The organism is Nocardia salmonicida (genome assembly GCF_036142455.1).
GTDB lineage: Bacteria > Actinomycetota > Actinomycetes > Mycobacteriales > Mycobacteriaceae > Nocardia > Nocardia salmonicida.
In genome coordinates this window covers 2996106-3009675 of sequence record NZ_CP108014.1, presented here as the reverse complement: position 1 = coordinate 3009675, position 13570 = coordinate 2996106, and the positions used below count along the sequence as shown (strand labels likewise).

Genomic DNA, 13570 nt, shown 5'->3' with positions numbered 1-13570 from the left:
CGTCATCATGTCAGGCAATCCGTTGGGTATCTCGCTCGAGCAGGCAGCACAGGAGTTCGTCGATGCGACGTCGCAACCGCCGTTCCTGTACCAACTGACCCCGGAAGAGGGGCGCAAGGCGGTGGATTCGGTTCAGGATTCGCCGATCTCCAAGCCCGAGATCGACGAGGAGTGGATCACCGTCGAGGGCGGCCCGACCGGCTCGGTGCGGGTGCGGATCGTCAAGCCTCGTGGCTCGACCGAGACGTTGCCCGTCATCGTCTACACCCATGGCGCGGGCTGGGTGTTCGGTGACGCGCACACCCACGACCGGCTGGTGCGCGACCTCGCCGTCGGCGTGCACGCGGCCGTCGTGTTTCCCGAATACGACCGCTCTCCCGAGGTGCGGTATCCGGTGGCCAACGAACAGTCCTACGCCGTCGCGACATGGGTCGCCGCTCATGGCGGTGAGAAGGGGCTCGACCAGTCGCGCATCGCGATCGCGGGCGATTCGGTCGGCGGCAATATGGCCATCGCGCTGACCCTGATGGCCAAGGAGCGTGGCGACGTCTCCTTCGTGCAGCAGGTGCTGTTCTACCCGGTCACCGACGCCAATTTCGACACCGGCTCCTACCAGGAGTTCGCGGAAGGCTATTTCCTCACCCGTGAGGGGATGAAGTGGTTCTGGGACCAGTACACCACCAGCACGGAGGACCGCGCCCAGATCACCGCGTCGCCGTTGCGGGCGAGCACCGAACAGTTGGCCGGGCTGCCGCCCGCGCTCGTGATCACCGGCGAAGCCGATGTCCTGCGCGACGAGGGCGAGGCCTTCGCCGCAAAGCTGCGCACGGCAGGCGTAGCGGTGACCCAGGTGCGCTACGGGGCGATCATCCACGATTTCGTGATGGTCAACTCGATGCACGACACCCATGCCGCCAAAGCGGCCGTGGCCCAGGCAATCGCGACCCTGCGTGCCGCGTTCGACATCGCCTAGCCGTCCTCGCAATAGTTCTGCCCAGTGGTTGCACCGGAAGGGACTTCCTGATTTACCGGTGGTCAGCGGAAATTGCCGGTGTCGATCCCCGTCAATCCCGGGTCGCGATGATATTCGGTCGTATCATCATCGAACTGCTGTAGCGCGGCTCCGGTTCGGCAGTGAATGCGTGTGCCGGTGAATCGTTGGTCGAATCACAGGGGAACAAATGAATTCCACGCGTGGGCACGACCGACATCGGACCACTGAGGATCCCCCGTCGCGCGACACAGCCGCCGACCGCCACCAGGAAGGTCCGGTCGCGCGACGGGGCTGGGAGCCCGCGAAACCTGCGTTTCGGCGTCGGGGGCTCACCTTCGGTGGGGCAGTGGGAGCGTTGGTGCTGGTGTGGTTGTCGCTGACGCCGTCGTTGCTGCCCAGAGGGCCGCTGTTCCAAGGAATCGTCACCGGCGCCGCGGCGGTGTTCGGATACGGTCTCGGCGTCGCAGTCGCCGCGCTGCTGCGGTGGATGTTGCACCGCGAGCCCAGGCCGACGCCTCGTGGGTTGTGGTGGGGGCTGGGAATCGTCGCCGCCCTCGGTACGACGGCCGCCCTCGCCTGGTTCGCCGATTGGCAACGCGACCTGCGTTCGCTCATGGGAGTGAGCGGGCTTTCCTGGCAGGCCTATCCGATCATCGTGGTGATCGCCGTCGTGACGTTCGCGGTGTTGATCGCGGTGGCGAGGGGGTGCTGGGCGTTGTCGCGATGGGTCGGTGGGCTCCTGGGGCGGGTGATGCCCACTCGCGTCGCCGCGGTGCTCGGCGGTGTGGTGGTCGTCGTGGTGGCTGTGCTCGCGGTCAACGGGGTGGTGGCCGACGTCGCGATGTCGCTGCTCAACGAAACGTTCAAGGCCGTCAACGACAAGAGTGCGCCGGATACGGAAGAACCTGTTGTCGCGGAGCGTTCCGGCGGTCCCGGCTCGCTGGTGGCGTGGGACTCGCTGGGCAGGCAAGGGCAGATCTTCGTGTCCAACGGGCCGACCGCGCTCGAATTGACCGCATTCAGTGGAAAGCCCGCGCGTGCGCCGATCCGTGTCTACACCGGACTGGAATCCGCCGAGACCCTCAGTGCTGAAGCAGATCTCGCGGTTGCCGAATTGCGACGTGCCGGTGGATTCGAACGCTCGGTCATCGGAATAGGGACCACCACCGGAACCGGGTGGATCAACGAGTCGACTGCCTCGGCCTTGGAATATGTGGCAGGCGGTGACAGCGCGTTGGTGAGTATGCAGTATTCCTATCTGCCGAGTTGGCTGTCCTTTGTCGTCGACCAGGAACGTGCGCGCCGAGCCGGCCGCGCATTGTTCGAGGCTGTTCACGCCGAGTGGGACACACTGCCAGTCGATCGCCGGCCCAAGCTGGTGGTCTTCGGCGAAAGCCTCGGATCCTTCGGTGGTGAAGCGGCGTTCTCCGGTATCCAGGACATGGCGGCCCGCACCGACGGGGTCTTGTTCGTCGGCCCCACCGCCACCAACCCGGTGTGGCGCGACGCCACCGCGCGACGCGACCCGGGTTCCCCGCAATGGCTGCCGATCTACCGCGACGGGAATACCGTGCGATTCGTCGCCGACGCACCCGACCTCGCCCGTCCCGAACTGGCGTGGGGCTCGCCCAGAGTGGTCTACCTCCAGCACGCCTCCGACCCGATCACCTGGTGGACACCGCAACTGCTGTTCCAGAAACCGGACTGGCTCGACGAGGAACGTGGTCGCGATGTCCTGCCCAGCACCCGCTGGATCCCCGTGGTGACGTTCCTGCAGGTCTCGGCGGATATGGCTGTCTCGGTCGACGTGCCCGACGGACACGGTCATACCTTCCAGGCTGTGATCGCCGATGCCTGGGCCGCGATCCTGGCACCCCCCGACTGGACCGCGACCGACACCGAACGATTACGAGAGATCCTGCGAGGCACCGAGTGAACACCATCCGATACCGAAGAGGAGAAGGATTGCGATGAACAAATCCGCCGACAAGCCGTCCCTGCTGCGTCGCGTCTCACCGACGCAATGGGTCGCGATCGGAATGAGCATCCTTGCCATCATTTTCGTCTTCGAGAACAGAGGAAAGGTATCTGTCGAGTTCCTGTTGATCACGATCAGTTCGCCGATGTGGCTGATCCTGTTGACGATGTTCATCGTCGGCTGGGTCGCCGGAGTTCTCACCACCCGTCGCGCCCGTCAATGAATTCTCGCGGCGCCGCTGGTGTCGGCGGTACCGGGCGCCGTTCAGTCGGTCGACTCGAGCTGCTGCTTGAGGTTGCGCAGGGTGCGGTGGATGTTCTTGCGCTGGAACTGCACGAAGGTGTCGCCGCCGGTGGCGATCCGGTCGAAGACTTGAACCACCGCGTTCGGCCAGGTCTTGCGATCGTCGTGCCAGGTCTCGGTGACCCGGGTACCACCGTCGGCCGCCTCGAATCGGTACTCCCAGGTCGCGATACCCCCGCGAAGCCATGGCCGTCGCACGCCGATCGCCTCGACGCGAAACGCGAACATCTTCCCTGGCTCTGCCGCGATCACCACGCAGCGGGTCACCCAGCGAGCGAAGCCCCGCTTGTTGAACCCTTCGAATTCCATTCCCACATAGGTGGACTCACGCGCCTGGGTGACCCGTGCTCCGCGGTTCTCCGGACTCCACCGACCCATCAGGGTCGGATCGCTGACCTTTTGATAAACAGACACCGGGTCGGCAGCGATGTCGATGCTGTCGAAAACGGACGTGGTGCGACTCATGGACTCGAACCTATCCGACCGAGCGGGTGCTCCCGACGAGAGCGGGTGTCAGTTCGCTCGAGTTCGATCCTGCGTGGTGAGGTGCTGTGACGTCATGGCCGCGTGAGCTCGGTGACCGTGCCGAGGAAACTGGTGACGTACAACGCGTTCGGGTCCCATCCGGGTCCGGATCCGAACCGTGCCGACGAGGACAAAGGCAGACCGGCCGCGATCGCGCAGGTTTGGCCGGTGTCCACATCGACCTGCGCAATACTGCCCGCCACGTTCAGTGCCACGTAGACCTTGCCGTCCGGGCCGACGGTCAGATCATCGGCCGAGTTCAGTGGTCCGGCGCCCGGAATCACCGCCTGTCGCGGTGGGCTGTCGGGATCGGCGTAGTCGACGGCGGCGACCACCGAGGTGGGGTCGAACGTCGTCGAGACGATGAGCCGGTGGCGTTGTCGGTCGAACGCGAGGCCGTTGGTGGAACTCAGCGACGGTGCGTACGGTGTCGCGATGCTGTCGTCGGTGACGCGGGTCAGGGTGCCCGCGCCGATGTCCCTGCTGACGACGAAGTCGCCGTTCGGCAACTGGGCCAACCCGTTCGGCATCGTCAGGCCGGTGGCCACCGTCGTCACGGCGCCGCTGGCGAGGTGCAGTGCCTTGATGGTGCCGTCGGTGCGGCCGGTGAGTGCGGCGGTGGCGGTGTTGCCCGTCGTGAAATACGCGGTGTCGCCGACGGTCAGGATGGCGCCGGGGCCGTCGATACCGTCGACAGCGACCGATCGCGCGCCGTCAGCGCCGAGGCGTTGCAGGGACCCGGCCGATCCGGTGGCGGACTGCTCGGCCAGCAGCAGGTTTCCGCGACCGTCGAACCCGAGGTTCTCGAGTATCCCGTAACCCGCCGCGACGGTGTGGCGAGTCCATTGCGGACACGAAACCGCTTCGGCGGAGGCGGTATTCGCGGTGGGCAGGACGGCGGCTGTCGCGGTGACCGCCATCGCGGTGATCACACGAGACGCGGTACGGGAGAAAGTCATCGATTCCTCGGGGTCGAGCCGGTGGCCCGGGTAGCTTTGCCACCGACGAAGGCGGCGTTGTCGACGGGATCGGCCCAGCCTATGGGGGTTACCGCGGGACTCGCACGGAAATGGGCGCCGACCGTGCTCTCGACGCGACCTCACCCGAACAAGAGGTGCGCACGACGGGACGTCCGTGAAGAGTTCCTACTGCCCCGCTGCGCAGTCGATCCATTCCATGTAACCGCTGCCCGTGATCGGACGCTGACCCTGCCAGGTTCCCCGGTAGGTGTAGGCGCCGACGTAGCCGCGGCCGTGCCCGTAGCGGAGCGGACTGTCGACGTCGGCGTCGACAGTCAGGATCTCCGCACCGGCCGCGTCGCGCACCCGCCAGCGAAGTTGCCGGGGGACCCGCATCGTGCGGCCGAGCGGATCGACCAGTGGGTGCTCCTGATACGACAGAACCGTCATGGCGACATCGTCGTACACGCGCGTTGTTCCGTCGAGGCACCGCACGTACGCGAGCAAGCAGGCGACCGCGCCGGCGGCGCGTACTTCGGTCAGTAGCACCTGGGTCGAGCTGTCGAGGTTGATGATCTGATAGGTGAAGAAGTCGACGGGAAGCTTGCGTCGTGTCGAGAGTGCCTGGGCCGTCAGCGCTTGCGGTGACATGCAACGGGCGTATTCGAACGTGCACAACGTCTGATCGATGGCAACGGTGGCGCCGGTGTTGTCGGTCAGGGTTCCGGTGGCGGTCGCGAGCAGGCTGAGGTGGTCGTAGAGCGGAGTACGAACGAACCACGAAACCTGTTCCGTCGCTCGGATATCGAGGCTCACCTCGAAATTGTCGTAGTGACCGCGGACGTGGAAGTGGGGAAAGGCGCCGGTGATGCTGAGGTCGCGGCCCCAGTCGAGGCGGGAGCCGTCATCGGCGAAAGAGCACTCACGGCCGGTGTCGTAGGCGCGGTAGTGGTGCTGTCCGTCGGCGGCGGTGGACGACAGGACGGTGGCCGTGTCGCGGGCATCATCGGCAGCGAGGTAGTCGTTGTCGAAGGCCAGCGCACCGGTCGCGCCGATCAAGGTCATCGTGTTCAGGTAGCGGTGGGGGCCGGGTAGCTCGGGGAGGAACACCCCGTAGTGCGTCCATGCCCATCGCCGGGACCCGGTGTGCGGTTTCATCATCTCCGGGGTTTCGAATGCCATGGTCGACCCCGGAATGCGCGAGTCGATACGCGGCAGGACGGCGTCGACGATCGGGCGTGCGAGGCGATCGAGTACGCGCGATCGACGGTCGGCGGCGGGAGGCTGCGAAAGTGCCGTGGAGTGTTCCATGAGCGCCATTGCTCCTTTGCTGGACCGCCGGGCTCGTGCCTGTCGGTCCGGGTCACAGGTATGTGTTACTTATGGTCACGGTTACAATTGACTGATTGGTAAATTACGCGCGAGAGGCCGAGCCGTCAAGAGTCCCGCCATCGATCCGGCCGCGCCGATCGACCTGCTCGTGGCTGTTTGCCCTGGGTAAAGGCGGGTAGACGTATCTCATGAATCAGTCGTTGGTCGCGGTGTGTAGTTCCAGGTCATGAGCGGTGATATAGACGGGGTCATCGTGGTGGTTCCGGCCCGTAACGAGGAGCTGCTGCTTCCTCGGTGTCTCGCGGCTCTGGAACGCGCCGTGCGCCGAGTCGACGTGCCGGTTCGGGTGCAGCTCGTGCTCGACGCCTGCACCGATGGCTCGGCACAGGTCGCTTCGACAGCCGAGGTACTGACGGTCAGCGAGCGCAATGTCGGGGCCGCACGGCGGCGAGGATTCGAGCACGCGGGCGCGGCGTGCGACGGCCGCACCTGGTTTGCGACCACCGACGCCGACTCCGAGGTCGAAGAATCCTGGTTGTCGGCCCAACTCGATTACGCGCGAAGGGGTTTCGAGGTGGTGGCGGGCGTGGTGGCGGTGCGGCAGTGGGACGCGCACTCGGTGCAGGCCCGACGGATCTACGAGCACGAATACCGTGTGCCGGGGCCGGACGGTCACGGTCATCTGCACGGCGCCGCGCTCGGCTTCCGGGCCGACGCGTACTGGGGAGTCGGGGGTTTCCGCGCGCTGCGCACCGGTGAGGACGTGGATCTGGCCGTTCGGCTGCAAGCCGCCGGGGCCAGGATCGCCTGGGCAGAGGACGTGTGCGTCACCACCTCGGCCCGGCGAAGAGGTCGCGCGCCACACGGATTCGCCGAGCATCTGCGCAGGCTGGGACGAGACGAGCCGCAGGAGGTCTCGTGACGTCCGTGGACGGTTCCGTCGTCGGCCCACGCGCGACAGGCGAGCCGCGGATCGCGGCGGCCATGAGGTCGCTCGCGAGCTCGGGACGGCTGGATCTGCCGTTGCCGGGCTCGGGACGAACTCTCGATCGATGGCGTGCCCTGGCTGAAATCGCCTATGAGGACACAGTTCTCGGCCGACTGGCCGAGGCGCACGTCGATGCCGTGGCGATCATGGCCGAGCTCGGCGGTGGTGGCGTGGACGCGGACTGTCGCGCCGCGCCGTCCGGCGAGATCTGGGGCGTGTGGGCCGCGGAACCGCCTTCCCCTGTCCTGCGAGCACGCACGATGTCCGACGGCTGGGTGCTGGACGGACGCAAGCTGTGGTGCTCAGGTGCGAGCATGTGCACGCACGCACTGGTCACGGCCGTCGCGGACGGGCAGCGAGCGCTGTTCGCGGTGCCACTCGCCCGTGCTGTCGCCCAGCCGGTGCCCGAGACCTGGCGTGCGGTCGGAATGAGTGAATCCGACTCCGGTGCTGTCGATTTCGACAACGCCGCGGCCAGGATGGTCGGTGCTCCCGGCGAGTATCTGAGCCGTCCCGGATTCTGGCACGGCGCGATCGGCGTCGCCGCCTGCTGGTACGGCAGCGCGTGCGCGGTCGCCGAAGCGCTGCATCGGCACGCGGCCGCCGGACGCGCCGACGACCATGCGCTCGCCCACCTGGGCGCGGTCACCTCGGCGCTGTCCGCCGCTCGCACCAGCCTTTCCGCCGCCGCGCACGCGATCGACGCCGATCCGCGAGACACCGCCGGTGACGGTCGAGTCCGGGCCCGGACCGTGCGTGCGGTGGTCGAGCAGGCGGCGACCGAAACCTTGGACCGGGTCGGGCGCGCGCTCGGCGCGGGACCGCTGTGCGGCGACAGCGCCCATGCCCGCCGGGTCGCGGACCTGACCGTGTACCTGCGCCAGAGTCATGCCGAACGCGATCTGGCCGCCCTCGGCCGTGACCAGGCGGAAAAGGAGTTCTCATGGTTACCCGGCCGCTGATCGATACGCAAGGTCCCGGTGCGGACGAAGGTGTCTGGGCGCGGTGGCGGGCGAGTCGACCCGAACTCCCGATCCACGGCTGGCGGCACCTCGTCGTGGTCGCGCCGCATCCCGACGACGAGGTGCTCGGAGCGGGCGGGCTCATCGCGCAGCTGCGATCCGCCGACATCCCGGTCACGCTGATCGCGGTCACCGACGGTGAGGCCTCGCATCCGGGCTCACCCACCCACACCCCTGCCGAGCTGGCCGCTCTGCGTATCGAGGAATCGCAGAACGCGGCCTACGAGCTCGCTACCGGAGCGCCGATGCGGCTCGGTATGCGCGACGGTGGTCTCGCGGAGCAGGAGACCGAGCTCACCGATCTGCTCACCTATGTCCTGTCCCACCTCGGTGGACCAGGAGTGCGGTGCGCGGCCACCTGGCGCCACGACGGTCACCCCGACCACGAAGCCGTCGGCCGCGCCGCCGCCACGGCCTGCGCCGACACCGCGACCGAGCTGCTCGAGTACCCGGTGTGGATGTGGCACTGGGGCAGTCCGGAGCATCCGAGAGTGACCTCGGAGAATGCCCGCGCACTACCGCTGTCGCCGTCGGCGGTCGCGGCCAAAGCGCGGGCGATGGCGCAGCATCGCACTCAGATCCGCCCGCTGTCGGATCATCCGGCGGACCGTCCCGTCCTGCCCGCGCATGTCCTCCAGCGCTTCACCGCACCGGACGAGGTCTTCTTCCAGTGAGCGAAACGCCCATGCCGCCGGGCTATTTCGATCGGATGTATGCCCACGACGACGACCCGTGGCGCTTCACCACCCGCTGGTACGAGCAGCGCAAACGTGCGTTGACGATGGCGATGCTGCCGAAGGCGCACTATCGACGAGGGTTCGAGCCCGGCTGCTCCATCGGTGTGCTCACCGAGGAGCTCGCCGGTCGCTGCGATCATCTGGTGGGTACCGATATCGCTGAGCGTGCACTCGACGCCGCGCGATCGCGTCTGATCAACGCACCGGTGGAGTTCCGGCTGTGGGGTCTGGGGCAGCCCTGGGAGGCAGAGGATTTCGATCTCATCGTCCTGAGTGAAGTCTGCTATTACCTCGACGCCGCGAGTCTGCGCGACGTCTTCGAGCAAGCCGTGACGCACCTCGAGCCAGGGGGCACCCTGCTGTGCGCGCACTGGCGCCACGTCGTAGCGGATTACCCGCTGACCGGCGACGACGTCCACGCCATCGCCCGCCAGACCGCGGGCCTGTCGGCCTCGGCCCACTACGAGGACGAGGACCTGCTCATCGACGTGTTCGCGGCGTCGACCCGGATTCCACCCTCGGTGGCCGAGGTCGAGGGCCTCCTCTGATCCAGTCGAATTACCGCAGCCGGGCGGGGAATCCCGCGCGGGCATGGGTGTCGGCGCGATCGGATAGCATCCCCGGTACTACTTTCGGTCCAGCAACCGGCCGGCGGAGTCAGTTCGCGCAGTGGGCGCCTGTGATCGGAGGCTTTCGTGCACACCCTGGGTTCTGTGCTGTCCAGGTGGGGAGGGGTAGGTCTGATGTGGTGCGAGCAGGCGACTCTCGGCTGTGCCGGCGGTGGTTGTGGTGCGCAGTGACGCGTTGAACGCCGATCTCTTCGCGGCCGGGCCCGGATCGCGGCGTCAACTCCACATACTGCTGGTCGAGGACGATCCCGGCGACGCTTTGCTGGTAGAGGAGATGGTCGCGGACCTGTCTCCGCGCCCGCACCTGGATTGGGTACGCACCCTGACCGAGGCAGGCGAGCGCCTACGCACCGACGTCCCCGATTGTGTGCTGCTCGATCTGCATCTCCCCGACGCGGACGGACTCGAGGCGCTGGCCGGGATCCGCGTTCGCAACGACCAGGTCCCTGTCGTGGTGATGACCGGACTCGACCAAGAGCGCACCGGGCTGTTCGCGTTGGCCTCCGGCGCGCAGGACTACCTGGTCAAGGGTCGAGTCGACCCGGAATTGTTCGGGCGCGCAGTGCGTTACGCGATCCAGCGCAAACAGGCCGAACTCACCAGCGCGGCCCTGCAGGCCAGTCAGATGCGGGCGCAGGAGAACTCCCGACTGGAACGCGGACTGTTGCCGACTCCGCTGCTGGGCGCCGACCCCGCGGTCGAGGTGGTGTCGCGGTATCGACCCGGTCGTGACCACTCGCTGCTCGGCGGCGACTTCTACGACGTGGTCCAGGACCCGACCGGCATCGTGCACGCCATCATCGGTGACGTCTCCGGCCACGGTCCCGATGCCGCGGCGACCGGGGTCGCCTTACGACTGGCGTGGCGCACGCTGGTGCTCAGCGGCGTCACCGGTGCCAGGCAACTGAACCTGCTCGAGGAAGTGCTGCTCGCCGAACGCGCCGATCAGCAGACCTTCGCCACCGCGACGAGCTTGGTCCTCGATCCGGCGACGCGACAGGTGTCGGTACGCCGCGCGGGTCATCCCGGCATGCTGCGGTGCACCGACACCGGACTGAGCTGGATCGAGGTGCCGGGCGGACCGGCCCTCGGGTTCGTCCCGGGTTACGCGCAGTGGCCCGCGCACGAGGTGGCACTCGCGGACGGCGCGGGGCTGATGCTGTTCACCGATGGCTTGTTCGAGGGACGTGTCGGCGACGGCAGCACCCGCCTCGGCGAAGACGGATTGTTCGAACTGGCACAGACACTGCCCACCGAGCAACCCGAGACCTTCGTCGACGCGCTGATCGGACAGGTCGCGGAGCTGTCTTCGGCGGCAGGCGGTTTGGATGACGATGTGGCCATCCTGTATTTGCGGTGGAGTGATGCGATGAGGCGGATGACGTGACAAGTGGTACATCGGCCCGGTCGGGATCGATCCGCAGGATGACGGCACAGGGCTGGTTCCAGCTCGTGTTCGTGTTGATGATCCTGGTGGTGATCTTCGGTGCCGCAGCGGGCGCGCAGGTCATCGCGCACACCGGCCGGGTCACCGATCGTCTGCTCTCCGAAACTCTGCCCGCGGCCACCGAAGCCCATCGGCTGCAGGGTGCGCTGCTGAATCAGGAGACCGGCATCCGCGGCTACGCCATCACCGGCGACCCGCAGTTCCTCGAGCCCTACGACCGAGGACGCCAGGAGCAGACCCGCGCCGCGGACCGCTTGCGGGAGCTGCTCGTCGGCCATCCGGGATTGCTCGCCGACCTCGCCGCGGTCGACCTCGCCGCCCAGCGGTGGCAAGCCGACTTCACCGATCCGGGTACCGGGGCGGTGTCGTCTCGCGCGGGCATCGGTCTCGACGCCGCCACGGGAGCGGTGCGCAGAAAAGCGCTCTTCGACGCCGTGCGCGGGACCTTCGCGGTGCAGAACGACCATCTCACCGCGGTCGTCGACAGCGACTCCGCGGAACTGGCGAGCGCACGCACCACGCGCAACATCGTGCTCTCGGGCATCGTCGCTGTCTTCCTGCTGACCGGGGTTCTGCTCACCGTTCTGGTCCGGCGACTGGTGGTTCGGCCGCTGGGCTATCTCACCGAGTCGTCGCGGCGGGTGGCCGCGGGGGAGTTCGACGCCCATATCGATGCCGTCGGCCCTTCCGATATCGCGTTGGTGTGCGAGGCGGTGGAGAACATGCGCCACCACATCGTCGCCGAGCTCGACTCCGCACGCGTCCAGGAAGCGGTACTGCTGCGGCAGAAGCAGGATCTCGACGTCCAGGCCGAGGAACTGCGCCGATCCAACACCGAATTGGAGCAGTTCGCCTACGTCGCGTCCCATGATCTGCAGGAGCCGCTGCGCAAGGTGGCCTCGTTCTGCCAGCTGCTCGAGAAGCGCTACGGCGACCAACTCGACGATCGCGGCAAGCAGTACATCGATTTCGCCGTCGACGGCGCCAAACGCATGCAGGTGCTGATCAACGACCTGCTCACCTTCTCCCGCGTCGGCCGGATGTCGGAGGGCACCGAGCCGGTGGGCCTCGATCAGACCCTGGACGAGGCGGTGGCCGCGTTGTCGGCGACCATCGAGGAATCCGAGGCCGTGATCGAGCGCCCGGAGGCACTGCCGGAGCTCGTCGGGGAACCGACCCTGTTGGCCATGCTGTGGCAGAACCTCATCGGCAACGCGATCAAATTCCGCAAGCCCGACCTGACTCCTGTGGTCCGGGTGACGTGTGCGCCCAACGCCGACGACGCCGAGGAATGGGAGTTCTCGGTGTCGGACAACGGGATCGGCGTCGCGGCCGAATTCGCGGAGAAGGTCTTCGTCATCTTCCAGCGCCTACATCCGCGAGATGCCTACGGCGGCACCGGGATCGGACTGGCCGTGTGCAAGAAGATCGTGGAATTCCACGGCGGCCGGATCTGGCTCGATACCGACTATCGTGACGGCACCCGCCTGTGCTTCACCCTGCGGGCGGCCGCGCCCGCGACCACCGCTGTATCCATCGAGAACGAGGTATTCGCATGACCGATCCCGGCCAGCCGGTCGACATCCTGCTCGTCGAAGACGACCCCGGCGACGAACTGATGACGCGGGAAGCCTTCGAGGACAACAAGATCGGCAACACGCTGCACGTGGTCAGGGACGGCCAGGAGGCGCTGGACTTCATCTATCGCACCGGCGCGTACGTCGACGCTCCACGGCCGGATCTGATCCTGCTGGACCTGAACCTGCCCAAGTACGACGGCAGGCAGGTGCTGGAGAAGATCAAGGCCGATCCGGAGCTGTCGCACATCCCCGTGGTCGTGCTCACCACATCGGCGGCCGAGGAAGACATTCTGCGCAGTTACAAACTGCACGCGAACGCCTACGTCACCAAGCCGGTGGATCTCGACCAGTTCATCGCCGCGATCAGGCAGATCGATGAGTTCTTCGTGCAGGTCGTGCGGCTCCCGCGAGTGCGGGAGCCGCGACCTCGGACCTAGTGCGCGTTCGGCTCCGCGGCGATCGCCGCTTCCAGGGTGCCGTAGACCGCGAGCAGCTTGTCGAGCCCGGTCAGTTCGATCGGTCGCGCGACCTCGCGGGAGGCGGCCACGCGCAGCTGATAGGGCGCGGCCTTGGACACGACCAGCAACGCGCTGAGCCCGGCCGAGCCGAGGAAGCCGACCTGGGTCATATCGACCACCAGCGTCTTGCCGCCCTGCTGTGCCTTCTCCAGCACCGCTTGCAGCTGGGGCGCCGAGGCCATGTCCACCTCACCACGAACGGTAAGGATTTCGAAGTCGTCTTGTGCCCGTGTCTGCACGTCGAGGTCTCGGAAGCCGCCTTCTACACTCACCGAAGGTCTCCCCGGTTGCGATTCGCCACTTTTCTACCTCTTACCTCTAGCTTCGCCGGGTCGGCGAATGTGCGAGCGATTCTTGCCCCAGCAACCTACCCCATCCACTCGGGCCACAAACCGTTGCGCAGCACCGGGGTACCCTGGCTCGGACGTATCCGCCCGGCCGCTGTGAGAGGGCATTCTCACGCCCGGAAGTGGCATACCCGAGTACTGCACGGGTACTGCCAATGGCGCGGGGGTTCTCGCGGATTCGTTGGACGTCGAGATGAAGAGGGAGGCATCA

General features: G+C 66.9%; 14 protein-coding genes. 10 read left to right on the top strand and 4 right to left on the bottom strand.

What is annotated here, in order from left to right:
* Nucleotides 1-7: 7 nt before the first annotated feature.
* From OHS03_RS14290 to OHS03_RS14280, 3 genes are all read left to right on the top strand, one after another.
* The gene (locus OHS03_RS14290) at nt 8-973 is read left to right on the top strand and encodes an alpha/beta hydrolase (protein ID WP_328663181.1); all 966 of its coding nucleotides are present in this window, start codon (nt 8-10) and stop codon (nt 971-973) included.
* Nucleotides 974-1181: 208 nt separating this feature from the next.
* Nucleotides 1182-2930 (top strand): alpha/beta hydrolase, encoded by a 1749-nt coding sequence (locus OHS03_RS14285; RefSeq protein WP_407942484.1) that lies wholly within the window; start codon nt 1182-1184, stop codon nt 2928-2930.
* A 34-nt stretch (nt 2931-2964) separates the two neighbouring features.
* Nucleotides 2965-3195, top strand: a complete 231-nt coding sequence (locus OHS03_RS14280; RefSeq protein ID WP_056809538.1) for a DUF1049 domain-containing protein — start codon at nt 2965-2967, stop codon at nt 3193-3195.
* Between the two features lie 41 nt (nt 3196-3236).
* On the opposite strand, the gene OHS03_RS14275 is transcribed toward OHS03_RS14280, so the two are convergent.
* The 3 genes from OHS03_RS14275 to OHS03_RS14265 all read right to left on the bottom strand — a co-directional run bounded on the left by OHS03_RS14275 (nt 3237) and on the right by OHS03_RS14265 (nt 6070).
* Entirely contained in the window at nt 3237-3740 is a 504-nt protein-coding gene (locus OHS03_RS14275) for an SRPBCC family protein (RefSeq protein WP_328663179.1), read from the bottom strand.
* Nucleotides 3741-3832: 92 nt separating this feature from the next.
* Entirely contained in the window at nt 3833-4759 is a 927-nt protein-coding gene (locus OHS03_RS14270; protein WP_328663178.1) for an SMP-30/gluconolactonase/LRE family protein, read from the bottom strand.
* A 186-nt stretch (nt 4760-4945) separates the two neighbouring features.
* Complete coding sequence (locus OHS03_RS14265) at nt 4946-6070, bottom strand: DUF6670 family protein (RefSeq protein ID WP_328663177.1); 1125 nt, start codon at nt 6068-6070, stop codon at nt 4946-4948.
* A 247-nt stretch (nt 6071-6317) separates the two neighbouring features.
* On the opposite strand from OHS03_RS14265, the gene OHS03_RS14260 reads away from it, so the two are divergent.
* The 7 genes from OHS03_RS14260 (at nt 6318) to OHS03_RS14230 (ending at nt 12931) form a co-directional block, all read left to right on the top strand.
* A complete protein-coding gene (locus tag OHS03_RS14260; RefSeq protein ID WP_328663176.1) occupies nt 6318-7013 on the top strand; it encodes a glycosyltransferase family 2 protein in 696 nt (231 codons plus the stop codon).
* 62 nt (nt 7014-7075) lie between these two features.
* A complete protein-coding gene (locus OHS03_RS14255; protein ID WP_328664228.1) occupies nt 7076-8041 on the top strand; it encodes an acyl-CoA dehydrogenase family protein in 966 nt (321 codons plus the stop codon).
* Entirely contained in the window at nt 8023-8775 is a 753-nt protein-coding gene (locus OHS03_RS14250; RefSeq protein WP_328663175.1) for a PIG-L deacetylase family protein, read from the top strand. The genes OHS03_RS14255 and OHS03_RS14250 overlap by 19 nt, the downstream gene beginning before the upstream one ends.
* Complete coding sequence (locus OHS03_RS14245; RefSeq protein WP_328663174.1) at nt 8772-9386, top strand: class I SAM-dependent DNA methyltransferase; 615 nt, start codon at nt 8772-8774, stop codon at nt 9384-9386. Before OHS03_RS14250 ends, OHS03_RS14245 begins: the two co-directional genes overlap by 4 nt.
* A gap of 241 nt (nt 9387-9627) precedes the next feature.
* Nucleotides 9628-10854, top strand: a complete 1227-nt coding sequence (locus tag OHS03_RS14240) for a PP2C family protein-serine/threonine phosphatase (protein WP_328663173.1) — start codon at nt 9628-9630, stop codon at nt 10852-10854.
* Nucleotides 10855-10892: 38 nt separating this feature from the next.
* The gene (locus OHS03_RS14235; RefSeq protein ID WP_407942513.1) at nt 10893-12473 is read left to right on the top strand and encodes a sensor histidine kinase; all 1581 of its coding nucleotides are present in this window, start codon (nt 10893-10895) and stop codon (nt 12471-12473) included.
* Entirely contained in the window at nt 12470-12931 is a 462-nt protein-coding gene (locus OHS03_RS14230) for a response regulator (RefSeq protein ID WP_056809526.1), read from the top strand. Before OHS03_RS14235 ends, OHS03_RS14230 begins: the two co-directional genes overlap by 4 nt.
* On the opposite strand, the gene OHS03_RS14225 is transcribed toward OHS03_RS14230, so the two are convergent.
* Nucleotides 12928-13284, bottom strand: coding sequence for an STAS domain-containing protein (locus OHS03_RS14225; protein ID WP_328663171.1), 357 nt, complete (start codon nt 13282-13284; stop codon nt 12928-12930). The two genes, OHS03_RS14230 and OHS03_RS14225, sit on opposite strands and share 4 nt — an antisense overlap.
* Between the last annotated feature and the right edge of the window lie 286 nt (nt 13285-13570).

Coding starts and splice junctions, on each gene's coding strand:
- OHS03_RS14255 (WP_328664228.1), top strand. CDS start 7,076: ATGAGGTCGCTCGCGAGCTCGGGACGGCTGGATCTGCCGTTGCCGGGC.
- OHS03_RS14285 (WP_407942484.1), top strand. CDS start 1,182: ATGAATTCCACGCGTGGGCACGACCGACATCGGACCACTGAGGATCCC.
- OHS03_RS14235 (WP_407942513.1), top strand. CDS start 10,893: ATGACGGCACAGGGCTGGTTCCAGCTCGTGTTCGTGTTGATGATCCTG.
- OHS03_RS14280 (WP_056809538.1), top strand. CDS start 2,965: ATGAACAAATCCGCCGACAAGCCGTCCCTGCTGCGTCGCGTCTCACCG.
- OHS03_RS14260 (WP_328663176.1), top strand. CDS start 6,318: ATGAGCGGTGATATAGACGGGGTCATCGTGGTGGTTCCGGCCCGTAAC.
- OHS03_RS14290 (WP_328663181.1), top strand. CDS start 8: ATGTCAGGCAATCCGTTGGGTATCTCGCTCGAGCAGGCAGCACAGGAG.
- OHS03_RS14265 (WP_328663177.1), bottom strand. CDS start 6,070: ATGGAACACTCCACGGCACTTTCGCAGCCTCCCGCCGCCGACCGTCGA.
- OHS03_RS14230 (WP_056809526.1), top strand. CDS start 12,470: ATGACCGATCCCGGCCAGCCGGTCGACATCCTGCTCGTCGAAGACGAC.
- OHS03_RS14250 (WP_328663175.1), top strand. CDS start 8,023: ATGGTTACCCGGCCGCTGATCGATACGCAAGGTCCCGGTGCGGACGAA.
- OHS03_RS14270 (WP_328663178.1), bottom strand. CDS start 4,759: ATGACTTTCTCCCGTACCGCGTCTCGTGTGATCACCGCGATGGCGGTC.
- OHS03_RS14275 (WP_328663179.1), bottom strand. CDS start 3,740: ATGAGTCGCACCACGTCCGTTTTCGACAGCATCGACATCGCTGCCGAC.